The sequence below is a fragment of the Microbacterium sp. ZW T6_19 genome (genome assembly GCF_044987465.1).
In the GTDB taxonomy this organism is placed as follows: Bacteria; Actinomycetota; Actinomycetes; order Actinomycetales; family Microbacteriaceae; genus Microbacterium; species Microbacterium natoriense_A.
The window spans coordinates 225,881-251,862 of sequence record NZ_JBJDRH010000003.1; the positions used below are offsets into that span (position 1 = coordinate 225,881).

General features: G+C 66.0%; 23 protein-coding genes. 8 read left to right on the plus strand and 15 right to left on the minus strand.

Annotation, left to right across the window (positions count from 1 at the left end; all coding sequences use genetic code 11):
• From panB to ACI3KT_RS06140, 5 genes are all read right to left on the minus strand, one after another.
• Entirely contained in the window at window positions 1-870 is an 870-nt protein-coding gene (gene panB / locus ACI3KT_RS06120) for a 3-methyl-2-oxobutanoate hydroxymethyltransferase (protein WP_404903106.1), read from the minus strand.
• The gene (gene panD / locus ACI3KT_RS06125; RefSeq protein ID WP_404903108.1) at window positions 867-1,250 is read right to left on the minus strand and encodes an aspartate 1-decarboxylase; all 384 of its coding nucleotides are present in this window, start codon (window positions 1,248-1,250) and stop codon (window positions 867-869) included. Before panD ends, panB begins: the two co-directional genes overlap by 4 nt.
• A complete protein-coding gene (gene panC / locus ACI3KT_RS06130) occupies window positions 1,250-2,101 on the minus strand; it encodes a pantoate--beta-alanine ligase (protein WP_404903110.1) in 852 nt (283 codons plus the stop codon). Before panC ends, panD begins: the two co-directional genes overlap by 1 nt.
• On the minus strand, window positions 2,098-2,811 hold the full coding sequence (locus ACI3KT_RS06135) for a DUF2520 domain-containing protein (protein ID WP_404903112.1): 714 nt from the start codon (window positions 2,809-2,811) through the stop codon (window positions 2,098-2,100). The genes panC and ACI3KT_RS06135 overlap by 4 nt, the downstream gene beginning before the upstream one ends.
• Window positions 2,812-3,133: 322 nt before the next feature.
• Entirely contained in the window at window positions 3,134-4,063 is a 930-nt protein-coding gene (locus ACI3KT_RS06140; RefSeq protein WP_404903114.1) for an NADP-dependent oxidoreductase, read from the minus strand.
• 90 nt (window positions 4,064-4,153) lie between these two features.
• On the opposite strand from ACI3KT_RS06140, the gene ACI3KT_RS06145 reads away from it, so the two are divergent.
• The gene (locus ACI3KT_RS06145) at window positions 4,154-4,654 is read left to right on the plus strand and encodes a MarR family winged helix-turn-helix transcriptional regulator (protein ID WP_404903116.1); all 501 of its coding nucleotides are present in this window, start codon (window positions 4,154-4,156) and stop codon (window positions 4,652-4,654) included.
• Between the two features lie 55 nt (window positions 4,655-4,709).
• Here the strand turns inward: ACI3KT_RS06145 and ACI3KT_RS06150 are convergent, their stop codons facing one another.
• Window positions 4,710-5,189, minus strand: a complete 480-nt coding sequence (locus tag ACI3KT_RS06150; RefSeq protein ID WP_404903117.1) for a hypothetical protein — start codon at window positions 5,187-5,189, stop codon at window positions 4,710-4,712.
• 195 nt (window positions 5,190-5,384) lie between these two features.
• On the opposite strand from ACI3KT_RS06150, the gene ACI3KT_RS06155 reads away from it, so the two are divergent.
• Window positions 5,385-6,881: a SulP family inorganic anion transporter gene (locus ACI3KT_RS06155; protein ID WP_404903119.1), complete on the plus strand. Its 1,497-nt coding sequence runs from the start codon at window positions 5,385-5,387 to the stop codon at window positions 6,879-6,881.
• A 343-nt stretch (window positions 6,882-7,224) separates the two neighbouring features.
• Here the strand turns inward: ACI3KT_RS06155 and ACI3KT_RS06160 are convergent, their stop codons facing one another.
• On the minus strand, window positions 7,225-8,112 hold the full coding sequence (locus ACI3KT_RS06160; RefSeq protein WP_404903121.1) for a restriction endonuclease: 888 nt from the start codon (window positions 8,110-8,112) through the stop codon (window positions 7,225-7,227).
• Window positions 8,113-8,271: 159 nt separating this feature from the next.
• Between ACI3KT_RS06160 and ACI3KT_RS06165 the strand changes: the two genes are divergently transcribed.
• From ACI3KT_RS06165 to ACI3KT_RS06175, 3 genes are read left to right on the plus strand one after another with little or no spacing between them, the layout of a single operon-like run.
• On the plus strand, window positions 8,272-9,732 hold the full coding sequence (locus ACI3KT_RS06165) for an N-6 DNA methylase (protein WP_404903123.1): 1,461 nt from the start codon (window positions 8,272-8,274) through the stop codon (window positions 9,730-9,732).
• Window positions 9,729-10,889 carry a restriction endonuclease subunit S gene (locus ACI3KT_RS06170; RefSeq protein WP_404903125.1) on the plus strand — a complete coding sequence of 387 codons (1,161 nt, stop codon included), beginning with the start codon at window positions 9,729-9,731 and terminating at the stop codon, window positions 10,887-10,889. Before ACI3KT_RS06165 ends, ACI3KT_RS06170 begins: the two co-directional genes overlap by 4 nt.
• Before the next feature lie 53 nt (window positions 10,890-10,942).
• Complete coding sequence (locus tag ACI3KT_RS06175; RefSeq protein WP_404903126.1) at window positions 10,943-14,305, plus strand: DEAD/DEAH box helicase family protein; 3,363 nt, start codon at window positions 10,943-10,945, stop codon at window positions 14,303-14,305.
• A 70-nt stretch (window positions 14,306-14,375) separates the two neighbouring features.
• On the opposite strand, the gene ACI3KT_RS06180 is transcribed toward ACI3KT_RS06175, so the two are convergent.
• The gene (locus ACI3KT_RS06180) at window positions 14,376-14,933 is read right to left on the minus strand and encodes a TetR/AcrR family transcriptional regulator (protein WP_404903128.1); all 558 of its coding nucleotides are present in this window, start codon (window positions 14,931-14,933) and stop codon (window positions 14,376-14,378) included.
• A 70-nt stretch (window positions 14,934-15,003) separates the two neighbouring features.
• On the opposite strand from ACI3KT_RS06180, the gene ACI3KT_RS06185 reads away from it, so the two are divergent.
• Window positions 15,004-15,999: an SDR family NAD(P)-dependent oxidoreductase gene (locus tag ACI3KT_RS06185; RefSeq protein ID WP_404903130.1), complete on the plus strand. Its 996-nt coding sequence runs from the start codon at window positions 15,004-15,006 to the stop codon at window positions 15,997-15,999.
• A 19-nt stretch (window positions 16,000-16,018) separates the two neighbouring features.
• Here ACI3KT_RS06185 and ACI3KT_RS06190 read toward each other — a convergent pair whose 3' ends face one another.
• From ACI3KT_RS06190 to ACI3KT_RS06205, 4 genes are all read right to left on the minus strand, one after another.
• Entirely contained in the window at window positions 16,019-17,731 is a 1,713-nt protein-coding gene (locus ACI3KT_RS06190; protein WP_404903132.1) for a hypothetical protein, read from the minus strand.
• 180 nt (window positions 17,732-17,911) lie between these two features.
• Complete coding sequence (locus ACI3KT_RS06195) at window positions 17,912-18,319, minus strand: YrdB family protein (protein ID WP_404903134.1); 408 nt, start codon at window positions 18,317-18,319, stop codon at window positions 17,912-17,914.
• 64 nt (window positions 18,320-18,383) lie between these two features.
• Window positions 18,384-19,325, minus strand: a complete 942-nt coding sequence (locus ACI3KT_RS06200; protein WP_404903136.1) for a hypothetical protein — start codon at window positions 19,323-19,325, stop codon at window positions 18,384-18,386.
• A 128-nt stretch (window positions 19,326-19,453) separates the two neighbouring features.
• Window positions 19,454-21,286 carry a SpaA isopeptide-forming pilin-related protein gene (locus ACI3KT_RS06205; protein WP_404903138.1) on the minus strand — a complete coding sequence of 611 codons (1,833 nt, stop codon included), beginning with the start codon at window positions 21,284-21,286 and terminating at the stop codon, window positions 19,454-19,456.
• A gap of 209 nt (window positions 21,287-21,495) precedes the next feature.
• Between ACI3KT_RS06205 and ACI3KT_RS06210 the strand changes: the two genes are divergently transcribed.
• On the plus strand, window positions 21,496-22,305 hold the full coding sequence (locus tag ACI3KT_RS06210) for a class I SAM-dependent methyltransferase (RefSeq protein ID WP_404903140.1): 810 nt from the start codon (window positions 21,496-21,498) through the stop codon (window positions 22,303-22,305).
• On the opposite strand, the gene ACI3KT_RS06215 is transcribed toward ACI3KT_RS06210, so the two are convergent.
• From ACI3KT_RS06215 to ACI3KT_RS06225, 3 genes are all read right to left on the minus strand, one after another.
• Window positions 22,302-23,039: a 3-keto-5-aminohexanoate cleavage protein gene (locus ACI3KT_RS06215; RefSeq protein WP_404903328.1), complete on the minus strand. Its 738-nt coding sequence runs from the start codon at window positions 23,037-23,039 to the stop codon at window positions 22,302-22,304. The genes ACI3KT_RS06210 and ACI3KT_RS06215 overlap by 4 nt on opposite strands.
• On the minus strand, window positions 23,039-23,266 hold the full coding sequence (locus ACI3KT_RS06220) for a hypothetical protein (RefSeq protein WP_307293658.1): 228 nt from the start codon (window positions 23,264-23,266) through the stop codon (window positions 23,039-23,041). Before ACI3KT_RS06220 ends, ACI3KT_RS06215 begins: the two co-directional genes overlap by 1 nt.
• 220 nt (window positions 23,267-23,486) lie before the next feature.
• Window positions 23,487-24,641, minus strand: coding sequence for an SLC13 family permease (locus tag ACI3KT_RS06225; RefSeq protein ID WP_404903142.1), 1,155 nt, complete (start codon window positions 24,639-24,641; stop codon window positions 23,487-23,489).
• 175 nt (window positions 24,642-24,816) lie between these two features.
• Here ACI3KT_RS06225 and ACI3KT_RS06230 point away from each other — a divergent pair, with 175 nt between their 5' ends.
• Window positions 24,817-25,842 carry a LacI family DNA-binding transcriptional regulator gene (locus ACI3KT_RS06230; protein WP_292906950.1) on the plus strand — a complete coding sequence of 342 codons (1,026 nt, stop codon included), beginning with the start codon at window positions 24,817-24,819 and terminating at the stop codon, window positions 25,840-25,842.
• The last annotated feature ends 140 nt before the right edge of the window (window positions 25,843-25,982 follow it).

Genomic DNA, 25,982 nt, shown 5'->3' on the forward strand with positions numbered 1-25,982 from the left:
CTACCGCCCCGCGATCAGCTCCCGCAGCCGTGCGGCCTCACCCTCCGGCATCCCGTACCCGTGCTCAGGCCCCGGATACACGCCGTCGCGCACCTCGTCGGCGTAGGCGGCGACACCCTCGACGGATGCCGCGCGCAGGTCGGCGTAGCGCTTGACGAACTTCGCCGCGCCGCCCGCGTATATGCCGAGGAGGTCGTGGAAGACGAGCACCTGGCCGTCGGCATCCGCTCCGGCACCGATGCCGATCACGGGGATATCGAGCAGCGGCATGAGCGCGGCGGTCACCTCGGAGGGCACGGCTTCGACGACGAGCAGCGAGACGCCGGCCGCCTGCAGGGCGAGGGCGTCGTCGATCACGGCGAGCGCGGCCTCGGCGGTGCGGCCCTGAGCACGGTAGCCGCCGAGGGCGGTGGCGGTCTGCGGGGTGAGCCCGACATGGCCGACGACGGGGATGCCGGCGTTCACGAGCGCACGCGCCCGGTCGACGGTGGTGCCGCCGCGTTCGATCTTGACGAGGTCGACGCCGGCCTCTTTGATGAAGCGCTGAGCGGTCGCGATGGCGATCTCGTCGGACGCCTCGTACGAGCCGAACGGCAGGTCGCCGATGAGCAGCGGTCGCGTGAGCCCCCGCCGCACGGCTTTGGTGAGCATGAGCATCTCGTCGATCGTGACGGGCACGGTGCTGTCGTAGCCGAGCGCGGTCATCGCGGCGGAGTCGCCCACGAGCACGATGTCGACGCCGGCGGCCTCGACGATCTGCGCGCTGGGGAAGTCGTAGGCGGTGACCATGACGATCGGCTCACCGGCATCCCTCTTCGCGACGAGGTCGCCCAGCGCGAGGCGCTTCGTGGGAGCCGCGTGCGCGCTCACGCCGTCACCAGCTCGCCGACGGCGTCGTCGACGCGGATGATCGCGTTCGCACGATCGACGTGCACGACGGTGGGCTCGTAGTCGGCGAGATCCTTCCGCGAGTACTCAGCGTAGGAGATCACGATGATCGTGTCGCCCGCGTGCACGAGGCGGGCGGCGGCGCCGTTGACCTGGATGACGCCGCTCCCCCGCTCGCCGATCAGCGTGTAGGTGACGAAGCGGGCGCCGTTGTCGACGTCGACGACATGCACCTGCTCGTGCGGAAGGATGTCGGCGGCTTCGAGCAGGTCGGGGTCGATCGTGATCGATCCGACGTAGTTCAGGTCGCTGCCGGTGATGGTCGCGCGATGGATCTTCGACTTCAGCATGGTGCGTCGCATCAGAGGCTCGCTTTCAGTACGTGGTTGTCGATGAGGCGGGCGGCGCCGACACGGGCGGCGACCGCGAGCAGGGTGTCTCTCGCAGTGTCGGCGACCGGCTCGAGCGTCTCGGCGTCGCGGAGTTCGAGATATTCGGGGTGGATGCCGGCATCCTTGAGCACTTTCAGTGCGGCTGCGCGGATGCTGTGGGCATCCCGCTCTCCGGCGTCGTGAAGCGCCTGTGCGGCGTCGAGGGCACGGTTCAGCGCGGTCGCCTGCCGGCGGGCGTCGGCGTCGAGGTACACATTGCGCGAGCTCATGGCGAGCCCGTCGGGTTCGCGCACGATCGGGCACGCCTCGATGCGCACGTCGAGGTCGAGGTCGCGCACGACGCGGCGCACGACGAGCACCTGCTGCGCATCCTTCTGACCGAAGTAGGCGACGTCGGGGCGCACGATGCCGAACAGCTTGGTGACGACGGTGGCGACGCCGTCGAAGTGGTGCGCGCCGCGGCTCGCGCCGTCGAGCACGTCGGTGAGGCCTGCGACGTGGATGTTCGTGGCGAAGCCGTCGGGGTAGATCTCTTCGGGGGCCGGAGCGAAGAGCACGTCGACACCCTCGGCTTCGGCGAGCGCAGCGTCGCGGGCCTCGTCGCGAGGATACGAGCTGAGGTCTTCGTTCGGCGCGAACTGCGTCGGATTGACGAAGAGAGAGACGACGACGAGATCGTTGTTCGCGCGCGCTTCGCGCATGAGGGAGAGGTGCCCCTCGTGGAACGCGCCCATCGTGGGGACGAGGCCGACCCTCTTTCCGTTCGTCTTCGCGTCTGCGACGGCGGCTCGCACCTCGGCGATCGTGCGGACGGTTCTCATGCGCGGTCCTTCAGAGCTCGGGTGGCGGCGGCGAGGGCGTCGAAGAGGGCTTTGTCCGGTGCGGCCTCGCGCTGCCGGGCGACGGTCTGCTCGTCGCCGCGGGCGATCGGGCCGGTGAGAGCCGCTTTCGCGCCCTGGCTCTGCCAGTTGTCGACCGACTGGCGGACGAGCGGCGCGAGGATCTCGCGGGGGTTCTCGACGCCGGCGGCCGTGGCGAGCTGCTCTGCGGCGTCGAGCACGGTGAGTACGAAGTTCGAGGCAAACGACGCGGCGGCGTGATAAGCGGCCCGGTCGGTGACCGTGAAGGGGTTCATGCCGAGGGCGCGGGCGAGCTCGGCGGCGAGCTCTCGGTCGCCATCGGTGCGGCCGTCGATCGCGGCGCCGATGCCGTGGAAGACGTCAGGAGTTTCGGCGCCGGTAAAGGTCTGGAGGGGATGGATGCTGACATCGACGTCGTCGAGGCCGGAGGCGCCGGAGACGTGAGCGACCAGGCGCACATGCGGACGCGCGACGAACGCGACGGCGGGGATGGCGGCATCCGGAACACACAGCAGCGCGATGTCGGCGGATGGCATCGGCTGGTCCCGACGGAGCGGTCCCAGGACGCTGAATCCCGCCGTCCGAAGCGCCCGGCTGAGAACGCCGCCGAGACGGCCGGCGCCGATGACGGCGATGGTGGTCGCAGGCGCGAGAGCAGTAGCAGAATTCATGGTGAAGGCCGGTCGACAAGGGCGGACGCAGGTGCCACGAGTATCCGCCCGCGACGGCACGGGTTCCAAATCGGAGAGCATTCAGACAAGTTAAACGCCGCTCGTGCTGGTCAAATCTTTCCAATGATGCGATTGTGACTTGTCGTTTCGATCTTCCGGCGAGACGCTGCCTGCCATAGCGGTCCGCCACGGCGTCCAGCATCTTGCTCAGCGCTCCGCGACGGGCGCGGGGTCACTACATGCGAAAGAGAAGCGCGTTCCGCGGGGCCGGATGCCGGTGCACCCGCCGCGCGGAACGCGCTCCTCGTTCGACCCGCACACCTCACGGGATGACGATCACCTTGCCGCTGATCCGCCCCGCGGCGGCCTCCGCGTGCAGAGCCGGCAGCTCGGCGAGCGGAATGCGCCGGGTGACCTCGAGCTTGAGGTCACCACTGTCGACCAGCGACACGAGCTCGGCGAGCCGCTCGGCGTCGCTGCGGACGAAGACGACCACCGAGCGGACGTCTCGCTCGGCATCGTCGGGAGCCGGCATCCAGGCCGTGGTGCTCACCACGGTCCCGCCGTCGCGCACGAGCCGCACCAGTGCGGTGAACTCGCTCGGCTCGATGGGGGCGAGGTTGAGGAGCAGGTCGACCGGTTCGGAGACCGCGTCGATGACGCCCGTCTCTGTGTGATCGATGATCTCGTCTGCGCCTGCCGCGCGGACAGCATCCGCACTCCGAGGGCTGGCAGTGGCGATGACGTGTGCGCCTGCGCGCTTCGCCAGGGCGATCGCGTACTTGCCCACGACGCCGCCCGCACCGACGATGAGCACGCGCTGTCCCGCTTCGAGGTTTCCGTCATCGAAGAGGGCCTGACGCGCGGTGAGTGCGACCGAGGGCAATGCCGCAGCATCCGCCAGCGGCACCGACGTCGGCGCTGCGACGAGCGCGTCGGCCGGGGCGATGGCGTACTCCGCCGCCCCTCCGTCTTCGGCCATCGGCAGGAAGCCGATCACCGCGTCGCCCACCGCGAACCCGTCGACACCTTCACCGATCGCATCGACGACGCCGGAGACGTCGTATCCCGGAACGTGAGGCAGCACCACCGGAATCGGGAGGAAGCCGGCGCGCATGCCGTTGTCGGCGGCGTTGAAAGCGGATGCCGCGACCCGCAGTCGCACCTGCCCCGCAGCCGGAGTGGGCTGCCCGATCTCTTCGTACCGGAGCACTTCGGGGCCGCCCACTTCGTGGAACCGTACTGCCTTCATGATTCTGATCCTTTCGTTGTTGCTTCGAATTCGAAGCATGTGGCGAGCGTAACACTACTTCGAATTCGAAGCAACACGTATACTGGGTGCATGAGCACACACCCTCCCCAGCTCTCCCCGACCGAGCTCGCGGCCTACTTCGCCTTCACAGAAGTGAGCAGCCTGCTGCGGCACGCGGTGGAGCAGCAGCTGCGCGAGGTCGGCAAGCTCAGCTACGTGCAGTTCCAGCTGCTCGCCCGGCTCGGCGACGCGCCTGATGGCAGCCAGCGGATGACGGATCTCGCCGACGGCGTCGTGTACAGCCGCAGCGGGCTCACGTATCAGGCGCAGTCGCTCGAGGAACGCGGGCTGGTCACGCGCGCGCCTTCACCCGAAGATGAGCGCAGCACCATCGTCGCGATCACGGCGGAGGGACGCGCGGTGCTGCAGAAGGTGTTCCCCGGGCATATCGAGGCTGTCCGCGATCTGCTGATCGATCCGCTGGCTGCACCGGATGTCGAGGTGCTCGCGCGGGTGATGACGCAGGTCAGCGAGCACCTGCGCGCGAATCCGCCGCGGTCGGCGGGACGGCGCAAACCGAAGGCCGAATGACGTCCGCCGGTCGTTGAGCGAGCGCAGCGAGACGAAACGCCGCCCGCCTCACCCGTCAGGATGTGGTCATCGGTGTGGTCTCGACGTCGATGATCCCGAAGGGGAAAGGACTGAAGATCGACCCGCCCCCTGAGGCGAAGCCCTCGATCGGGACCAGTTGGAACCACACCTGAGAGACGATGATCGCGAACACCACGATCCCGACGACGACGAAGGCCGAGCGACTGAGGCTCCGCCTGGCGGCCATCGCGGTGGACGCGTTCGTCGCCCGACCGATCGCGAGGACGACGAACAGCGCGATCCCGGCGTAGAGCAGCGGGCTCGGGCCGAGGGTCAGCTCCACGCATCGAGGAGCTTGGTCAACGGCACGACCGGAAGCGTCGACGAAACCTCCTTGTGCGTCGAATCCGCCCGCGCAATAGCCTCGGTTCGCGGTCATGAAGACCGCGTACGCGAACGCAGCGATCACCGAGACGATCACGAGTCGCCGGATCTTCTCGATCACGGTTGCGCCGGGAAGGGCGGAGGATGCCACGTTGCTCGGCGAAGTCTGGGGCAGCGGCAAGGCGGTCTCCTTCGACGTCGGTCCTCCTCATCATGTCTCATCGGCGACAGGGGCGGAAGGCGCCTCAACGGGACGCCGAGTCTGTCGACATGACTCGGCGCCACGGCATCCGCTCTACCCTGGAACGTCTGCCTCATTCTCGAGGCGCCCTTCTCTGGAGCATCCATGTCTGCCACCGCGATGTCCGATCGTGCCCGCTATCGGGCCAACCCCACTGTGCTTCAGACGCTGAAGAGCCCGCGGATGCTGACCCGCGAAGTCCTTGCGGGTCTCGTCGTGGGGCTCGCGCTGATCCCCGAGGCGATCGCGTTCTCGGTGATCGCGGGCGTCGACCCGAAGGTGGGACTCTTCTCGTCGTTCATCATGGCGGTGTCGATCGCCTTCCTCGGCGGGCGTCCGGCGATGGTGACCGCGGCGACCGGTGCCGTCGCTCTCGTGATCGCGCCAATCGCACCGGCGTACGGGCTGGATTACGTCATCGCGACCGTGATCCTCGCGGGAGTGTTCCAGGTGATCCTCGGGGTGCTGGGGGTCGCGAAGCTCATGCGGTTCATTCCGCGCAGCGTCATGGTCGGGTTCGTGAACGCGCTGGCGATCTTCGTCTTCAGCTCGCAGTTCCCGCAGCTGATCGATAAGCCCTGGATGGTGTATCCGCTGGTCGCACTGGGAATCGTCGTGATGCTCGTGATGCCGAAGATCACCAAGGTCGTGCCGGCGCCGCTCGTGTCGGTGATCATCGTGACCGCGGTCGTGCTCGTGTTCGCGATCGCCGTACCGACCGTGGGCGATCAGGGCGAGTTGCCGCGGAGCCTGCCGTCGCTGTTCATCCCCAACGTGCCGCTGACCTGGGAGACGTTCACGATCATCGCGCCGTTCGCGCTCGGGGTGGCGCTGGTCGGCCTCATGGAGTCGCTGCTCACCGCGAAGCTCGTCGACGAGATCACCGACACGCACTCGAACAAGAGCCGTGAGTCGTGGGCGCAGGGTGTCGCGAACGTGCTCTCAGGGATCTTCGGCGGCATGGGCGGCTGCGCGGTGATCGGTCAGACCATGATCAACGTCAAGGCGTCGGGCGCGAGGACTCGCATCTCGACGTTCTGTGCCGGGGTGTTCCTGTTCTTGTTGGTCGTGGTCTTCGGGGACTTCGTGGGGACGATCCCGATGGCAGCTCTCGTGGCCGTGATGATCATGGTCGCGATCGGCGCGTTCGACTGGCATTCCGTGCGTCCGTCGACCTTGAAGCGGATGCCGAAGAGCGAGACGTTCGTGATGCTCTCTACCGTTCTTCTGGTCTTGGTCACCCACAATCTTGCGGTGGGAGTTGTGGGAGGGGTGCTCGTCGCGTCGGTGCTGTTCGTGCGGCGGGTGGCGCACTTCGTGTCCGTGACGCGGACTGTCTCTGGTGACGTTGCGCGCTATGTGGTCGACGGGGAACTGTTCTTCGCGTCGAGCAACGATCTGACGACGCTGTTCTCTTACTCTTCCGACCCCTCTCGGGTCGTCATCGATCTGTCGGGGTCGCACGTGTGGGATGCGTCGACCGTCGCCGCGCTGGATGCGATCGAGACGAAGTATGCGGCGCTGGGGAAGAGCGTGGAGATCGTCGGGATGAACGAGAGCAGCGAGCGGATGCGGGGAAGGCTGACGGGAGGGTTCGAGTAGGGCCTCGATCGTTGAGCGGAGGAAGCCTTTCCGGTCGTCGAGCGAGCGAAGCGAGAGAAATGCTGCATTTGCGGCCGCTCAATCGCTGTCGACCGATCAGTTCTCGCCGTGGTGGGTGTACGACGGGGAGGCCCGGATCTACCGGTGGATCGCCGCCTTCACTCCGAGTCGCGATCACGACAAGTACGAGCGGCTGCTGGACGCGTTGACGCTGTATCACTTGACCTTAGGTCAGCCGAGGCAAGAGGACATGCTGCGGCTGATGCGACAGAACGGATTCGATGAGGAGGACACGGGAGTTGGGCGCGGGGAAATTGATCTCAAGGCGCCAGGGAGCCGCTGACTACTCGAAGAAGTCCTCGTCAATTTCGACGATGTGCACGGTCTCGCGTGTCTGCACACCCACCCCGAAGCGGATCATCAACGAGGTCAGTCGTTCACCGTCAATCAGGATGATTCGCGTGGGTACCGCATCGGCATACTCCCGCGCACCGGGGCTGAAGCGTCCAGTGGTGATGAAGACACCACCGTCGGCTTTGCCGCTCAGCGCCCCGACGAAACTCTGAACGTCGGGACGCGTGACGGGGTTGTCCGCGGCGTAACGCTTCGCCTGCACGTACACACGGTTGAGGCCAAGAGGGTCCTGGTCGATGACTCCGTCAATGCCACCGTCGTTGGTGAGCGACGTGACGTTGGCTTGGCCCTCCGCACCTCCATAACCCATGGCGACGAGAAGGTCGACAACCGTCTGCTCGAAGAAGGCGGGCGACTTGGCGAGGATACGGTTCAGCAGTTCGGTCGCCACCTCTGCGCGGATCTGCGTGATGCCGCGGTCGATCAGTTCGGCCGGGTCGAGGGAGTCTTCTTCCTCGGTGACATCCGTGAGCTGCTCCGGAGCGGACTTCACGCGGCGATATCCGGTGATCGCTTCCACATCGGCGCGGGTCACCATGGGGCGCTCCTCAAGGAGACGCCGGCCGAGTGGTGCGATGAGGTAGCGGCCGCGTTCCGGACGTTCCAGTGCCCCCGACTTCGTGAGATGCGAGATCGCCCATCCCACCCGGTTCGCGTACATGGGCTGGCCCGTCGTGAGCGTGACTCCGCGCTCATCGTGAGTCACGCCTGCGTTGTCCGCCGCCTCCGCGGTGATCTGGCTACGGTCCCGGAGCCCCCCGTCTGCCATGATCCGCAGGACCGGGGCCATGAACTCATGCCACTTGGGAATCGACAAAGCAGTGCTCCTAACGGGTGATCGCGTCTTCAATGTAGCGGCGGGTAACCACTCGATGTCTGTGGCTCATGTGAGTCTTGTCGACTGCTTTTCCCGCAGGCAGTGGAAGAAGGTCTCATGTACGACGAAGGCACGCCGCAGATCCGTAGAGTTGAACACGTGATCACGGGTGAACTGAAGAGCAAGGTCGACCGCGTCTGGGATGCATTCTGGTCGGGAGGAATCAGCAACCCGCTACAGGTGATCGAGCAGATCACGTACCTGTTGTTCATCCGTCGGCTCGATGAGTTGCAGACCCTCGCCGAGAACCGTGCGCTCCTGACAGGTCACGATGTCGAGGATGCAGTGTTCTCCCCGGGCCAGGAGCATCTCCGCTGGTCGAGGCTGAAGAATGCTGGCAGCGCGACCATGTTTGCCCGTATGGGTGGCGAGGTGTTTCCCTTCCTGCGCGAACTGGGCGGTGAGGGCTCGACGTATGCGGAGCACATGAAGGATGCGACATTCATGATCCCGAACGCGGGACTGCTCTCTAAGGTCGTCGACCTCATCGACGCCATCCCGATGAACGACCGCGACACGAACGGTGATATCTACGAGTATCTGCTGTCAAAGATCGCGAGCGCGGGCGTGAACGGCCAGTTCCGCACGCCGCGCCACATCATCAATCTCATGGTCGACCTCATGGCGCCGACTCCGGAGGATGAGATTTGCGACCCAGCTGCGGGTACAGCAGGCTTCCTGGTCAGCGCGGCGGAGTACGTGCGCGAACGCCACCCATCTGTGCTGACGGATCAGCGGCAGCGCGAGCACTTCCACCGATCGATGTTCCACGGCTACGACTTCGACTCCACCATGCTACGCATCGGAAGCATGAACATGATGATGCACGGCATCGAGTCACCCGACATCCGGTATCGCGACTCGCTCTCCGAAGGCGCGAGCGCCGACAAGGAGAAGTACACGCTCATCCTCGCGAACCCGCCGTTCGCGGGGTCGCTCGACTACGAGGCCACATCGAACGAGCTACTGCAGACGGTCAAGACCAAGAAGACCGAACTGCTGTTCCTTGCGCTCTTCCTCAAGCTCCTCCAGCCCGGTGGCCGCGCGGCCGTGATCGTTCCCGACGGAGTGCTGTTCGGGTCGACGGCTGCGCACAAGACGCTGCGGAAGATGCTCGTCGAGGATCAGAAGCTCGATGCAATCGTGAAGCTTCCGTCCGGTGTTTTCAAGCCGTACGCCGGAGTCTCTACCGCTGTCCTGTTCTTCACGAAAACGAACTCGGGTGGTACCGACGAGGTGTGGTTCTACGACGTCACCGCTGACGGATTCTCACTCGACGACAAACGAACCCCGATCGAACAAAGCGACCTCGACGTTGTTCGCACTCGTTGGACGGAGCGGGAGGGTTCCGAGCGTGACCGCGCGCGCACCGAGCAGTCGTTCACGGTACCGAAGGCCGAGATCGTCGAGAACGGCTACGACCTCTCGATCAACCGCTACAAGGAAGTGGTCTACGAGGAGGTGGAGCACCGGGCCCCGCTCGACATCATCGCCGACATCGAAGCCCTGGAATCCGAGATTACGCAGGGCCTCGCCGAGCTGAAGGCGATGCTCTCGTGAAGACGGTTGCGCTCGGAGAGGTGCTACGCCCGTCACGAGTTCGTGGCACCTACGAGGGTAAGACCGGTGAGCAACTCATCTCTGTTCGGCTGAACGGGCGAGGGGCCACCGCGCGGAAGGTGGGAGACGGTAAGACTCCGAAGCCGTTCGTCGGCTACAAGGCTTCGGCCGGCCAGTTTGTGTTCTCACGCATCTGGGCGCGCCGCGGAGCAATGGCGGTCATCCCACCTGAACTCGACGGTGTGGTCGTCACGAACGAGTTCCCTCTCTTCGATTTTGACGCGACGAGACTATGCCCGGAGTATTTTCTGCGCCTCATCCAATCGCCGCTGTTCCTCCGCCGAATCGAAGGTCTGAGCGCCGGCGCCTCCGGCCAGAACCGCGTTAATGAGAGAAAGTTCCTCGGTCTACGAGTCGAGATCCCGAGCCTCGAGGAGCAGCGACGGATCGCGGCGATCCTCGATCAGGCGGATGCACTGCGCGCGAAGCGCCGCCAGGTACTAGCTGACCTGGACTCACTTACTCAATCGGTCTTCCAGGAGATGTTCGGCAACTTCAGTAGCGCACAGGAGGCTCGTCGGCTCACGCAAATCGGTCAACTCGCTCTAGAAACGCAGTACGGGACCGCGGCAAAGGCCACTGGTCAAGGGGAGTTGCCCATTCTGCGTATGGGTAACATCACAGACCAGGGGCGTATCGATCCTGCCGACCTCAAGTACATCGACCTCGCTCCCACAGAGCTCACAAAGTACACGGCAGCACCCGGCGACCTTCTCTTCAACCGGACGAACAGTCTGGACAAGGTCGGAAAGTCCGCCGTTGTTCGAGGGAGCAACGCGTGGGCATTCGCCGGCTACCTGGTCAGGGTACGATTCCCCACTCCCGCTTGGGCCGAGTACGTCGCTGGATACTTGCGTAGCGCCGATGGTATTCGATTTCGTCGAGCTGCGGCCAAGGTGGCCGTGAACCAGGCCAACATCAATGCTCAAGAGATGCTCCGAATTCCAATTCCGGTGGCGACAGGCGAGCAAGTCGAGAAGCATGCCGCCATCCTGGGGTCGATCGAGGAGCAACGTCTCCAAGCTCTTGCAAGGGCTCAAACTGCCGATGAACTCTTCGCCTCTCTCCAGTCCCGGGCTTTCCGCGGCGAGCTGTGACGATCCGCTAGAAAGGTGTGAGCGCGCCCAAGCGCGATACGAGGGGGTATGAGATGGGCAACTTCGACTTCGTCAAGCTGACGCAGCCCCAGCTGTTCGACGATGCGCGGCGCGCTGAGACATACGTGACGACCGACCCGCGCACCGCGTGCTTCTATGCGCGCCGCGTGGTCGAGAATCTCGTCGTGCACCTGGGCGAGGTGTGGAACACCCCGCAGCCGTATCGGGACGATCTCGCTGCCCGCATCAGCGAGCCCGAGTTTGCTCGCCGGGCAGGGCGCACGATCACCCTCAAGCTCACGCTCATCCGCAAGGAGGGGAACACCGCGGTCCACCGCACCCAGGCGGTTGCGCCACAGACGGCGATCGGAATCCTCCGCGAACTCTTCCATGTGCTTGTGTGGGCGGGATTCCACCACTCCCCGCATCCCGAGGCGGCACCGACGGGGTCGCAGTTCGACCCCGAACTGGCCGCGAAGGCCGCTCCGCTGTCCCGCACTGAGCTGGTGGCTCTTGCCGCGAAGTTCAAAGAGCAGGACGAGAATTACGCGCGAGCCGTCGCCCAGAAGAACGAACTTCTCGCGGCGCAAGAAGCCGAGATCGCCCGTCTTCGCGCCGAGATCGAGGGCGCCCAGCGACAGAACGTGGCGACCGACGACCACGACTATTCCGAAGCCGAGACCCGCACACACCTCATTGATGCCCTGCTCCGTGAGTCGGGGTGGGCCCTCTCCGAGGAGCGCGACCGTGAGCACCTCGTGCAGGGGATGCCCAGCCCGAGCGGTATCGGCTACGTGGACTATGTGCTTTGGGGTGATAACGGTCTCCCACTCGCGCTCGTCGAGGCGAAGCGGACGACCAGCAGCGTGGAGCTCGGGCAGCAGCAGGCCGCACTCTATGCCGACCGGTTGGAAGCGAGGTTCGGCCGCCGCCCGATCATGTTCTTCACGAACGGCTATGAGCACCGCGTCTGGGATGACGCCTCCGGCTATCCGCCTCGCCCCATCGACGGTTTCTACACAAAAGACGAGCTTGAGCTGGCGATCCAGCGCCGCCGGGAACGCAAGCCGCTTTCGGGGGCTCCAGTCAACACGGCGGTCGCCGGCCGCCCGTATCAGCAGCGGGCGATCAAGGCGGTCGGAGCGGCGTTTGATCAGCGCCAGCGCGACGCCCTCCTCGTCATGGCCACGGGTGCAGGGAAGACGCGAACGACTATTGCGCTCGTCCAGCTACTCATGGATCAGGGCTGGGTGAAGCGAGCTCTGTTCCTCGCTGATCGCACCGCCCTGGTGAAGCAAGCAGCTGGCCAGTTCACAACGCACCTGCCGTCGGTCGCCACAGTCAACCTTGTGACAGAGCGCGCCGGAGAGGGCCGGGTCTTCGTCGCCACGTATCCGACAATGCTCAATATCATCAATCAAGTCGACGACGGCGAGCGACGTTTCGGCCCAGGAGCCTTCGACCTGATCGTCATCGACGAAGCGCACCGCTCGGTGTACGACAAGTACGGCGCGATCTTCGACTACTTCGACGGTCTGCTCGTCGGCCTCACCGCTACGCCAAAGGAAGAGGTCGACCGAAACACGTATCGTCTGTTCCATCTGGAAGACGGTGTCCCCACGGATGCCTACACACTGGAGGAGGCCGTCGACGACGGCTATCTCGTCCCGCCGCGCGGAGTCTCCGTCGGCACGAAGTTCCTCCGTCAGGGCATCCGTTATGACGACCTCAGCGATGACGAGAAGGATCATTGGGACCTTCTCGACTGGGGCGACGAGGTGCCCGACGAGATCGGCGCCGAGGACATCAACCGGTTCCTCTTCAATGAGGACACGGTCGACAAGGTGCTGGCTACGGTCATGGAGCAGGGTTACAAGGTCGCCGGTGGGGACCGACTCGGCAAGACGATCATCTTCGCCAAGAACCAGCAGCACGCCGAGTTCATCTCGGAGCGCTTCAATATCGCTTACCCCGAGCTGGCTGGTTCCTTCGCGCGCGTGATCACGCACAGCGTCCCATATGCGCAGCAACTCATCGATGACTTCTCTAACGCAGAGAAGGCTCCGCACATCGCGATCAGCGTCGACATGCTCGACACAGGTATCGACGTGCCGGAGGTCGTGAACCTCGTCTTCTTCAAGGCCGTCCGCTCCAAGGCGAAGTTCTGGCAGATGATCGGTCGTGGTACCCGTCTGCGTCCCGACCTGTTCGGCCCCGAAGGGGACAAGCAGGACTTCCTTGTCTTCGACTTCTGTGGGAATCTCGAGTTCTTCAACCAGAACCTCCCCGAGACTCCAGGTTCTCGCCAACGATCACTCACGCAGCGCATCTTCGAGGCCCGCGTCGGGTTGCTCGCTGGGCTGAAAGACGCGGAGCCTCAGCTTCGTGAATCGACAGCACATGCCCTACATGCGTTCGTCGCGGGGATGAATCTCGACAACATCCTCGTACGGAGGCATCGTGCTGCTGTCGAGCGATTCGGAACCGCGACCTCGTGGGCATCGTTCCAGCCCACAGATGCCGAGCAAGCCCTCCCGCTCGGTGGTCTGCCGTCAGCCACCATCGACACGGACGAGTTCGCCAAGCGGTTCGATCTCCTGGTTCTCTGGCGTCAGGTGGCTCAGCTCGACGGGGATGCGTCAGTCGCCGAGCGAGCGCGCGAAGCGATCCAGGGCATCGCTCGGTCGCTGCTCGGAAAACTGATCATCCCGATGGTGAAGGAACAGGTGGAGCGGCTCGAAGAAGTCGCGAGTGATGAATGGTGGACGGATGTCACGCTGTCCATGCTGGAACTTGTGCGTGTGCGTCTTCGCGCCCTCGCTCGCTTTGCGGACACCGCGGGGCGATCACCGGTCTACACGGACTTCGAGGACACCATGGGCGACGCGATCGAGGTCACGTTCACTCGGTCGACGGGGCCAACCGACTTCCAGCGGTTCCGCGAAAAGGTCGCTGCATACCTGCGCGCTCATGCCGACCACCTGTCACTACAGAAACTGCGGCGAAACCAGCAACTCACTCAGACGGACCTGGAATCGCTTGAAGGAATGCTCATCGATGCCGGGCTCGCCAACTCGATCGAGATCGATTACGCCACAGGACAGACGGGCGGGCTCGGACTCTTCGTTCGTTCATTGGTCGGCCTCGACCGCTCCGCCGTGGAGGAGGCGTTTGCCGCGTACCTCAACCGAGAGCGGTTCACGGTGAACCAGATTCGGTTCGTCGACATGGTCGTCAACGAGCTGACGGAGACGGGAGTGATGGAACCCGACCGTCTCTTCCAGGCCCCGTATACCGATCAGGCTCCCACAGGTCCGACGGAGGTCTTCACGCCGGAAGACTCTCGCGCCATCGTCTCGATCTTGCGTGGCGTTCGCGCTACCGCGCTGCCGCCATCAGAAACAACCGTCGCCTGAGCACGCGCCACGGACACAGGCGGCGAGTGAACGTATCCGCGTGCTCGCTCCTGGAAGACCGTCCTGCGGTTCAGGAACCGATCCCACGCAAAACCAGGTCGCTCAATTTCTCCGCCCTCTCGGCGTCCATCTCCACCCCGAGCAGCGCTGAATACGACCCCAGCGCAATCAACTGATCCGCCACGACCGCGGCGTCGACATCTTCCCGAACTTCACCGGACGCGCACCCCCGAGCGAGCCATTCCGCCGTCCACTCCCGGATCGGCGCCGCCAGCCTCTCGTTCAGCCGCGCCCCCAGTTCCGGATCGGTCGCTGTCACCGCGATGAGCGCCCGTGCGAGCGCGACGGTCTCTCCGTCGTCCTGCACCGCGAACATCGCCTTCAAATCCGCCGCCAGGTCATCCGTCATCGGCAGGTCGACGAGCGGAAGTGAGCCTTCCAGCAGCGCCTCCCCCAGGATCGCCGCCTTCGACGGCCACCACCGATAGATGGTCTGCTTCGAGACCCCAGCGGCCTCCGCGAGCCCCTCGATCGTCACCGCCTCGTAACCCGACGAAGACAGAGCCCCCCGCATCGCCTCCAGCACGGCCTGCCGGGCGGATTCACTTCGAGGTCTGGGCACGCTCACAGGCTACTCAGGAGTACGATCAGAAATAAGTAGACGCACCGTTGCGAAACTCGAATCAAGGAGAACGAGCATGGCCCTCACCGCACACTCCACCATCGGCGACTGGCTGAACGACGAGGTCGGCGGACCACTCGTCCGCCGACTCTTCGAGCAGACCGGCGCCGACCCCGAACTCCTCACCCCCGTGCTCGGCCTCCCCCTGCAGCAGCTCGTCGCGATGAGCCAGGGCGCACTGCCACAGTCGGTCGTCGACGACCTCGTCCGCGCGGCCAACGGCGGCATCATCCCGGAAGACACCGACACTGCGGGCTGGACCGAGAAGCCCACCACCGGACGCTTCGCCGGCCAGACCGTGATCGTCACGGGCGCAGCATCCGGAATCGGCAGGGCCACGGCATCCCGCATCGCTCGCGAAGGCGGACGGGTGATCGCCGCCGACATCTCCGCCGAGAAGCTCGATGCGCTCAAGGCCGAGTTCCCCGACGTCGTCACCGTCGCCGGCGACCTCACCCAGCAGAGCGCGATCGACGCGGTGATCGCCGCCGCGGGAGACCGCATCGATGCCCTCGCGAACGTCGCCGGAATCAACGACGACTTCTCCCCTGCAGGCGAGACGACGGATGCCGTCTGGGACCGCGTCATCGCGATCAACCTCACGGCTCCGTTCAAGCTCATGCGCGCGGTGCTGCCGCTCATGGAGGCGGCGGGCAGCGGCTCGATCCTCAACGTCTCGAGCGAGGCTGGCCTGCGCGGCAACGCCTCGGGCAACGCCTACACTGCCAGCAAGCACGGCATCATCGGCGTGACGAAGTCGGCGGCGTTCATGTACGGACCGAAGGGCATCCGCGTGAACTCGGTCGCTCCGGGCGGCGTCGCCACCGGCATCCCGATGCCGCCGAACATGTCGGAGTATGGCTCCGGCCGCCTCGCGCCGTTCCAGCAGTCGATCCCGACCGTCGCGACGGCTGAGCACCTGGCCGCGTCGATCACCTTCCTGCTCTCGGACGACGCGGTGAACATCAACGGGGTCGTACTGGCATCCGATGGGGGATGGTCGGTGCAGTAAACACAAGGCCGCAACCCTTCTACGCGGGCGACGTCGACTCTTGCAGCAACGGTTCGCCGAAGTCGTGATCCGCGAACTCATGGGCACGCTGCAGCCACGTTTCGAGGTCGCGCGATGTGTCAATGCCGAAATCTCGAGCCATCGTGCGCAGGACTGCGGCTAGATCAGAGCCGAGGCCATCGAGCGTGGCCTGAAGTTCCGCCATGAGCAGATTGATGGTGAGATCGAGCGCTGCACCTCTCGCTGTCTCGAGCTCGTACCCTTCCCGTGCATTCATCTGTATCTTCTGGAGTAGATCGAAGGCCCCAGCGAGCCGGGTTGAACGCACCGTGTGGCTGAACTCTCCGAGCGCTCTCGCGAAGGACCGCAGGCGTCCCCATCCAGCAGTACGCAGCCACCGCGCGATCGCCGTATTCCCCCTCTCCTCAGCGTGCTGAGCGAGACGCGGCTTGCATCGGTGAGCGCGGGAACGAGCCGTCATCTCGAGAATGCTCCGCGCACACATCATGGACTGATTGGAGTCCTGGAGCCAGAGCATGACGGCGCTCATCACTGCGGCAGCAGCCGTGCGAAGCGCATGGCGGTGCTCGACGGTGTCAACGAGTTCTGAGGAGAGATCTGCGATCTCTGCCACGAGTCGATAGCGGCCCACGCGAACGTCTAGTTTCCGGGAATCGAACTCCTCTCCGTAGATCCTTGCCTCGTCCTCGAATGAGAAGCGGGCGATGTCGATGGCACGTGCCCAGCGTTCCTCGATCGGCATCCAGTGATCAATGAAGCCCTTCCCAGTTAGCTCCTCGCCCGCACGGTGGGCGGTGATGCGCCGATACGTAGCTCCCCACTCGCTGTACGTCGCCGCATCATCCGACATGACGAAATCGTAGAGAAGGGGCTGGCTGAACACGTGTAGAAAGTCAGGGGTCTCCCGAGAGCCTGCTGGAGGAAAGGCTCGGGGCGGTGCTTGGAGGTAGGCATGGATCCTGTCGTAGTCCGCCTCGCCTTCGGCGGCGGTATCGATCGCCCCGCGCACTTGGCGCAGCGGAATCTCGGCTGCGCGGACGATCATCCCAGCCAGTCGAAGGTATGCCTGATGGGGCATGTCCAGCGATGGCAGCACGGAAGCACCAGCAATGGTGGTGCTGCGCCCATGGAGCTGGGCAGACAGCGACCGCCAGTAGATCGCAGCTTTCAGGCCCGAATCAGGAATGCCATACTGTGCCCAGATTCGCTCGATGTAGGTGTCGAACGGCTCTCCAGGTGCCTGATGGGCAGCCTCGATGCTCGAAGCGATGTTGAAGGTCCAGCGTTCGATCTGGTTGCGCACAATCGCCGCTGCCGCGAACGGATACCCGAAACGAAGATGCCAACTCGCCTGCGCGTACGCGTCTAATCCTTCTCGAAGGAGAAACAACCAGTAGTCCTGAATGTCATCCGTAGCTGGGTGCGTCCATGAGGCACCGAGACGGTGCAGCACGACATCCGCAACGCCGATCTGCTGCGACACCCGCCAGGCGAACTCCGGAAGAAGTTCTGGGCTACTCTCCGCTCGATCACGACGACGACTGCTCCGCATCGCCATAGCGACGAGCGCGGTCCCGACTCCGCGCGCCGCGATGTCCAACATGTCCTTGCGTGATCCCGCGGACGCCACCCGCGCCGCATCCAATTCAGCCTCGCGCGCCTTCAGATCCTTCGGCAAATACTGCCAGTGGCCATCATCGTTCGTCGTCACTGCTCGATCTTGTCAGCACTCAGCGTTGTCGTCGATGCACACACACCGAGCCACAGAATGACGACACCCATTCTTCTCGCATGCCTCCGCCCCACCGCTCCCAACTCACCCGCAGGGGTTGACCATCGTCACCGCCCTGTTGCTTTCACGGCTGCGATGTTCGCTGTGACGGCTCGCTCCTCACACTCTCACGAACGTCGTGATCGCAACACTCACCGCCGCCACGACGGCGAACACCCCAGCCGCCACCGGTCCGCCGACTCCCCACAGCGCGAGCGCTCCGGCGCCGAAGGCGATCACCTTGACCACCACGATCCCGAACACCGGCAGCGCGACGCGCGCCCGCGGAGAGGCGAACGTCCCCCACAGCACGGCGAGTCCGCCGACCAGCACGAATGCGATCAGAATCCGTGCCCACCACGGAACGTCGAGCAGCAACGCCCACCACGCGACGAACACGAGCATCGCGAGTTCGAGCACGAACGCCACGAGCGCGTTGAGCATGACGAACTCACGGAGTGGCGAGGCGTAGCCCTCCCACTCCGCATGGACGCGCTTCAGGTCGGCGGGTTCAGAGGGTTCGGCCACAGCTCCATGATGGTGCACGACCGGTTCCAGGCCGAGAGCTGCCGCAGCGGATGTCGGCACGCAATCAGTGCGGCACTCCAGCTCGAGCGCTCTCGTCCGCTACCGCCGGACTCGCGTGAGCCTCCGCACGCGACCTCTGCACCAGCACCCGCACCACTGTGCCCACGACGCCGATCACGGCGGCCGCGATCACCGGCATCCGCACCTCCGCGAGCACCATCGGGAACAGCTGCACCGAGGCGGCGAGCATCTCGGGGAAGTCGCCGAGCATCACCCGGCTGCCGAGCGAGTACATGATCGCGGTGAACAGCGCCGGCATGATCCACAGGGCCAGCAGCGACACCGCCCACACCACGAGCCGCCAGAACGGACGCACCCCACACCAGATCAGCGCCGCACCCACGACGACGCCGGGCAGCCAGCGCACGAACTCGGGCAGGAACGCGGGCGGGAACACCTCGCCGGTGAACGCGACAATCAAGGTCGAGGCCCACGTGGCGAATGGCGCGGCGGCCAGCGCGACGCCGAACGCGGCGACGCCGACCGAGCGACGCGAGGTCATCAAGAACCCGAGCTGCGCGCAGAGCGCCGAGGCGACAGCTCCGCCGAGAAGCCCGACGAGGTACACGGTCGAATCGCTCCCGTCGCGCAGCCCCGCGCCCACGACCGCGAAACTCTGCACGATCGCGATCACGTGCAACAGCATCACACCGAGCGCCGCTGGCCAGGCGGCGAGCGCACGACGACTCCCGACGATATGCACAGCGAGCCCGGCGAACACCCCGCCCAGCAGCAGAAGCGCGAAGATCTGCGTCGCGTAGTACTGGCTCACCGGCAGCAGCGCGAGCGGCATCTCGTCGGGCATCGTGGCCGTAGCCCACAGATTCTGCAACGGCAGCCGCAGGCCGGTCAGCAACCACGGCAGCAGCCCCAGAAACCCGCCGGCGACGCCGATCGCGAACGAGAGCATGCGCGAGCGGGCCGGCGCTGCGGTGGTGTCGGTCATGCGGGCCAGGCTCTCACATCACAGAGCGCTCCCCGGCATCCGACGCCCACGCCGCATCCCGACCCCGGCCACCCGATCCCGGCAGACCGCCGACAGGGCCGCTGCGCAACCGCAGCGGCCCTCGACTCTCAGCGCTTCGAGGCGCTCACTCGCCTCCGGACGACGGCACCGACCGTAACGGCAGCGCCGCTGAGAAGAAGAGCGAACGCGATCAGCGCCAGGCTGCGGCCATCGCCACCACCCGTGAGCGCGAGCTCAAACGGCGTCGCAGGAGGAGTCGGCGTGACGACCGGAGCCGGCGTCTTCTCGTTGACGATCTGCCCGAAGCTCACGACCTGATGCTCGGCGTCGATCGTCGCGGTGAAGGTCTCGTCGGTGCGCTCGTACCCCTGCGGCGCCTTGGTCTCGGTCAGGGTGTACGTCCCGGCCGGAAGCCCACTGACGCTCAGGATGCCGTCGGCCTCAGCCTCGTCGCCCTGCCCGCCGTCGACCACGGTGATGTCGCCGAGCGGACCAGACAGGAGCCACTCCGAGCCCGCGAGCGCTGCACCTGCGTGATCGACCTTCTCCCACGACAGACTGCCGTCGACCGGCGTCGCGTTCGCCTCGTTCGTGAGGGTGAGGCTCACCCCGGCCGACGTCGCCGGCGTGACCTCGTACCGGCCGTCTTCGGTCTCGACGACGCCTTCCCCCTCGATGATCCAGTCACCCCAGGTGACCCCGTCGATCACAGGGAGGTCGACTTCCTCGATGATGAAGGTCGATCCGAGCGGCACACGATCGCTGCGCACCGCCTGCCCCACGGGAACCGACAGCGTCTTCGATGGCTCGTCCGAGCCCTTGACCGAGTAGCGCACTGTGAACGTCGCGCCGCGGGCCGCATCAGCTGCAGCGCCCGTGAGCACCTTGGTGATCTCGAACCGGGTGTACTGGTCGCCCGTTCCACTGCCCCCGCCTGACTGGGCGATGACGACGTTCGCCGAGGTCTCCGAGGTGTTGACGATCGCCTTGTTGCCGAACACGTCACCGGGAAGAACCATGTCATCCGCCTGCGTGAAGTAGAGCAGACGATAGGAGAGCCCGGATTCCGGCAGTCCGGATGCGGTGAACTCGAAGGAGCGACCGTCAGGCGCGAACACGACCTGATACTGGGTTGCCGCGACCTCCGACCAGTCGCCGACGAGGACGCCGTCGACCACGGGCCGCTGCAGCAGCCGGATCTCGCCGGTGTAGTGGTGGTTCTCCAGCCCCTGATCGAGCGAGTCCTTCACAACGAAACCGCCGTCGAGCACCGCACTGCTCGGAATCCCGACCACCCACTCGAGCCGCCCGTCGACCGCCGTCGGGCCACCGTACTTGTACGGCTGCTCCGCCTCGGTCAGGTCCTCGGGAGTGATCCCGCCGCCGCCCGGGAGCTCCACGATCTCGACTCTGCCGCCCAGGTCGAACTCGACCGTGGTGCTCGTGGTCGATCGCGAGGCGGTCACCTCGAGCCAGAACGACCCTCCGGGATTCTCCATGCCTTCGACGGCCTGCGTCAGCGTGCAGACGAGTTCCGGACCACTGCCGTCGGCGACCTGGCACTGAGCGAGCACGACGCCCGTCGCGGGATCGGTGATGTCGAACGCTCCGCCGCCGGTGCGGCTGAACTCCTCCGGCAAAGACATACCGAAGGTGTCTCCGGCCTTCGATCCGGTGGGCACCGACCAGTCGCCCGTGATGCGGACCTTCTCCCACTGCGCGACCGGCCCGGTGCCGTCGGTCTTCTCGATCGCGAGGTTCGAGATCGCATCGGAATGCGTCACGGTCGGCGCGGCCGCGGCGATCTGCGCGGTGCCGAGCATGGCCGCGGCGACCAGGGTCAGCCCGGTCACCGCCGACAGAAGGCCGCGCCCCCAGCGCGGCCCCCGGCCTCGTGTCGTCGTGCGAGCACGCTGAACGTGCGCTCCCCGAATCGTCATTGCATCTCCCCAGCTTGTTCGGCTCGGCCATGCCGAGCTTTCTCCCAGTACTTGATGAGACGGCGCGAGCGGCTTCTCGTTACGCAGAAGGAGGAGACTGCCAGCTTCCTTTCAGAGAGCGGATGCCGCACGCGCGCCGCGAAACGATCGCCTCAGGGCTCTTCCCCGCATCGCCGTGGGCGCGTAGCCTCACCTCAAGAGGTGCAACGATGCCCGATCCTGACAACGTCTTCTCCGGGTCGATCCCCGAGAACTACGACCGCTACATGGTGCCGCTCATCTTCGAGCCCTACGCGGCCGACCTCGCCCACCGAGCATCCGCTCTCTCGCCGAAGCGAGTGCTCGAGACCGCCGCCGGAACCGGCGTGGTCCCGCGCTTCCTGCTCCCTCAGCTGCCCGCCGACACCGTCTACATCGCCACAGACCTCAGCCGCCCGATGCTCGACTTCGCGGCATCCGTCCTTCCTGATCCGCGCGTGCGTTGGCAGTCCGCCGACGCGCTGGACCTGCCGTTCGACGACGGTGGCTTCGACGTCGTCCTGTGCCAGTTCGGCGCCATGTTCTTCCCCGATCGGGTGCGCGCCTACCGTGAGGCGCTGCGCGTGCTCGCGCCTGGCGGCGTGTTCCTCTTCAGCGTCTGGGACGATCTCGACACGAACGAGTTCGCGGCCGAGGTTACCGACGAGCTCGCCGAGATGTTCCCCGACGACCCGCCACGCTTCATGGCCCGCGTCCCGCACGGCTACCACGACATCGCGCAGATCGAGCGCGAGCTGAGGGATGCCGGCTTCACTCGCATCGGGTTCGACACCGTCACCGCGCAGAGCGTCGCGCCGTCGCCTCTGATCGCCGCGACCGCCTACTGCCAGGGAACCCCGGTACGGGCGGAGATCGAGGAACGGGATGCCGGTGCGTTGCAGGAGGCGACAGAGAGGGCCGCAGCCCGGATCGCCTCGCGGTACGGCGAGGGAGAGGTGCGCGGGAGGATCCAGGCGCACATCATCACCGCGTCGAACTAAGACCGAGCATCCTCTAGTGCCTTCCTCCGCGCGACCGCGGCCCGCACGAGCGACGCGTTGTCCGAGGCAGGCCGCCCATCGGGGAGCGTGAGGGTGTCTTCGAGCCCCACGCGTGAATCGAGGCCGCGTTCGACCGCGAGATCGAAAGCCGCCCAGGCAGAGCGGTCTTCGCCGTGCAGGAGGATCGGCAGCATCGGCTCCTCACGCGCGATGTGGGCGATCAGCCCCTCGGCGTGGCGGCGCATGGTCTCGACGGCCTCATCGGGCAATTCGACCAGAACGCGCAGACAGTCGGCGCGCACGGGAGAACGCCGCCATGCCTCCAGTCCAGGGCCGTCCCAGATGCCCGCTTCGACGCCGACACCGCGGTCGATCAGCGCAGCCGCGACCTCGTCGGCTCCGGCCTCATGCCAGTTGACCGACGCGTAGTCGGGGAGCACCGTCCATCCGGCGATCGCCGCGGTGCGGCGCTCGGAGTCGGGCTCGGCCCAGGCGCCGGTCGTCACGCCGACCGGCACTCCGGGGCACGCCGCACGAATCGCCCGCACCCACCGGGCGACGTCGTCGGCCGCGAGACTGTCACGCCCCGCGGCATCCTTCGGGTGGACGTGGATCTCCTGCGCTCCGGCCGCCACCGCACGCGCGGCGTCGTCGGCCGACAACGCCTCGTCTGCGCTCAGCCACGGATGCTGCGATGCGTCTCGCGCGCCGTTGATGCATGCCTGGAGCAGCATCACGCGATCAGTTCACGCGCATGCCGTTCGTACGCGCTCGCATCGGCCGAAGGCCCTTCCTCGGTGCGCACCGAGTGCCCGACCTGACGGGCGGCGGCAGCGCTGCGCCCCACGCTGACGGCATCTGCGCGGCTCTCGAAGCTCATGCCCAACGTGGTCGATTCCCCCTCGATGCGGTTGAACCAGATTCCGTTGCGGTGATACGTCTCGATGTCTCCAGCAGCCATGCGTGTTCCTTCCGTCCCCTTCTTCCTACGCGAGGCCACCGACACTCAGAACACCCTTGACACGCTCCGCGGGCATCCGCCACGCGCGAGGGGCTGCGCTGCGGCATCCTCCACCCTGCCCCGTCGAGACCCCCTCTTATTGTCGAGACCCCCGGTTATAGCTGGGGGTCTCGACAATAGGTGGGGGTCTCGGCGAGAACAGCCAGCGCGCGATCGCCGTCTACGCGAACGCGGCGAGCGCCAGCGTCGACAGCACGACCGTGAGCGGTGCGACGACCACTCCCAGCAGCATGTATCGACCCCATCTGATCTCGACGCCCATCGACGTGAGCCGCTGATGCCACAGCAGCGTCGCGAGCGACGCCCACGGCGTGATGAGCGGGCCGGCGTTGACGCCGATGAGCAGCGCCGCCAGCCGCAGCGGGCTCTCGGCCGACGGTTCGAGTGCCAGATACGCGGGGAGGTTGTCGATCGCGTTGGCGCCCACCATGCCGGTCACCGCCAGCCGCAGCAGCGCGAGCGGAGACTCTCCTTCTCCCGACACGGCGGCGAGCACGGTTCCGAGCCCCACCGCGTGCAGGGCCTCGATGAACAGGAACAGACCCGACGCGAGCAGGATCAGCTGCCACGGCAGCAGTCCCACGCGCAGCACGCCCCGGCGCCGCACCAGGAACACGGCGCCGAGCACGAGCGCGGCGGCGACCGCCGGAATCCACACGGGCAGCCCCGACACGAGCAGGGGGACGAGGGCCGCGACGACACCTGCGCTCCAGCGGAACAGCACGGGATCGTCGACCGCCACGCCCTCGCCCGTGCGGTATCGGGCGAGCAGGCTGCGGCGGTAGAGCACGAAGATCACCGCGAGCGGCACGACGATCGCGACGACGGCCGGCGCCGCCGTGAGGGCCGCGAACTCGAACGGACTGGGTTGTCCCATCGCGTGCTGCGCGAGCAGATTGGTGAGGTTCGAGACGGGAAGCAGCAGCGAACCGGTGTTGGCGAGCCACACGGTCGTCAAGGCGAACGGCAGGGGATCGAGTCCCGAATGACGCGCGAGCACGACCACGACCGGGGTCAGCAGCACCGCGGTCGTGTCGAGCGAGAGGAAGATCGTGCTCACGGTGGCCAGCAGGGCGACCAGCAACCACAGCGTCCACGCACGACCGCGCCCCCAGCGAGCGGTGTGCTGCGCGATGACCGTGAACAGCCCGGCGGCCGCGGCGAGCTCGGTGACGACCGTGATCGCCAACACGAACAGCAGGATCGGCCACACGCGATCCCACAGTTCGACCAGGTCGGACAGCGGGAGGATGCCGGTCACGGCAGCGACCGCGCCGGCGACGAGCAGCACGGCTCCGACGATCGCGGTGCGCATCCGATCTCCGTCTCGAGAGTGAGTCGCCGAGCCGGGGCGTGCTCGTCGACTGTGTGAGCATAGTCGCTGCCGCGAGGCGCCTGCCACGCCCGAGCGCCGGTGCTTCAAGGGTTCAGCACCTAGAGTGGCAATGACCGTCCGCGGATCACGGCCGGTCGGACAGGAGGGACCGACCGTGACCGGGAAGAGAGTGACGCTCGCCGATGTCGCCCGCCTCGCGGGGCTCTCACCGACGGCGGTGTCTCTGATCCTCAACGGCCGACCGAACACCCGACTGTCGCAGGACGCCAGGGACCGGGCGTTCAGCGCAGCCCAGGCACTCGGTTATCGCCCGAATCTGTCGGCTCGAGCCCTTCGCGGAGACAAGACCCATACGATCGGCTTCATCTCCGACATGGTCACGACGACGCGTTTCGCCTCCGGACTCATCGAGGGCACGATCGCGGCCGCAGAAGAAGCCGGTCACGTGGTACTCGTGATGGAGACCAACGGCGATCCCCGGCGACAGGCCGTCGCGGTCGAGGCGGTCCTCGACCGTCAAGCCGACGGCATCCTGTTCGCATCGATGCGCGCCCGCGAGGTCGACCTGCCCGAGGTTCCGGCCGGTACCGAAGTCGTGATGCTCAACGCGGCGAGTCCGATCCACCGCCGCTCGGTGCTGCCGGACGAGGAAGCCGGAGGGCGCGCCGCGGTCGATCTGCTCGTGCAGCACGGGCACAGGAACGGCATCGCACTCATCGGACAACGCGATCAGGTCAGTGCAGAGCTGCTCCGCTCGATCGCGGTGACCAGACGTATGGCGGGTATCACCGAAGCGATGCGTGCACACGACCTGAGCTTCATCGATGAGGAGTCCATCTCGATCTGGGTTCCCGACCGCGGGTACGCCGCAACCCGGGCGGTCCTCGAACGGGGGCGTCCGGTCACCGCTTTGCTGTGCCTGAACGACCGGATCGCGTTCGGCGCCTATCAGGCGCTGGCAGACGCGGGGCTCTCGGTTCCCGATGACATCTCCGTGATCTCCTTCGACGACGACGAACTGGCCTCCTACCTGCGACCCGGGCTCACCACGATCGGGCTCCCGCACGAGGACATGGGCGAAAAGGCAGTGCAGCTCCTGCTCAACCCGTCCGCCGACGAAGAGGTCCTCATACCGATGCCGACGATCGTGAGAAATTCCGTGGCGGCGCCCACGCGCTGACCCGGCTCTCGAAGCCCCCGCGTCATCGGCGTGGAGCCCGCGACGTCACGACCCGTCGTGAGCCGCACGCGCGTCCGCGGCTGACTGACCGCCGAACGGCGAATCGAGGTCGCGTCTTGACGACGATCGCGATCTCCGGC

Coding starts and splice junctions, on each gene's coding strand:
- ACI3KT_RS06135 (WP_404903112.1), bottom strand. CDS start 2,811: ATGAATTCTGCTACTGCTCTCGCGCCTGCGACCACCATCGCCGTCATC.
- panC (WP_404903110.1), bottom strand. CDS start 2,101: ATGAGAACCGTCCGCACGATCGCCGAGGTGCGAGCCGCCGTCGCAGAC.
- panD (WP_404903108.1), bottom strand. CDS start 1,250: ATGCGACGCACCATGCTGAAGTCGAAGATCCATCGCGCGACCATCACC.
- ACI3KT_RS06155 (WP_404903119.1), top strand. CDS start 5,385: ATGTCTGCCACCGCGATGTCCGATCGTGCCCGCTATCGGGCCAACCCC.
- ACI3KT_RS06140 (WP_404903114.1), bottom strand. CDS start 4,063: ATGAAGGCAGTACGGTTCCACGAAGTGGGCGGCCCCGAAGTGCTCCGG.
- ACI3KT_RS06220 (WP_307293658.1), bottom strand. CDS start 23,266: ATGGCTGCTGGAGACATCGAGACGTATCACCGCAACGGAATCTGGTTC.
- ACI3KT_RS06215 (WP_404903328.1), bottom strand. CDS start 23,039: ATGCTGCTCCAGGCATGCATCAACGGCGCGCGAGACGCATCGCAGCAT.
- ACI3KT_RS06205 (WP_404903138.1), bottom strand. CDS start 21,286: ATGACGATTCGGGGAGCGCACGTTCAGCGTGCTCGCACGACGACACGA.
- ACI3KT_RS06175 (WP_404903126.1), top strand. CDS start 10,943: ATGGGCAACTTCGACTTCGTCAAGCTGACGCAGCCCCAGCTGTTCGAC.
- ACI3KT_RS06200 (WP_404903136.1), bottom strand. CDS start 19,325: ATGACCGACACCACCGCAGCGCCGGCCCGCTCGCGCATGCTCTCGTTC.
- ACI3KT_RS06210 (WP_404903140.1), top strand. CDS start 21,496: ATGCCCGATCCTGACAACGTCTTCTCCGGGTCGATCCCCGAGAACTAC.
- ACI3KT_RS06145 (WP_404903116.1), top strand. CDS start 4,154: ATGAGCACACACCCTCCCCAGCTCTCCCCGACCGAGCTCGCGGCCTAC.
- ACI3KT_RS06185 (WP_404903130.1), top strand. CDS start 15,004: ATGGCCCTCACCGCACACTCCACCATCGGCGACTGGCTGAACGACGAG.
- ACI3KT_RS06225 (WP_404903142.1), bottom strand. CDS start 24,641: ATGCGCACCGCGATCGTCGGAGCCGTGCTGCTCGTCGCCGGCGCGGTC.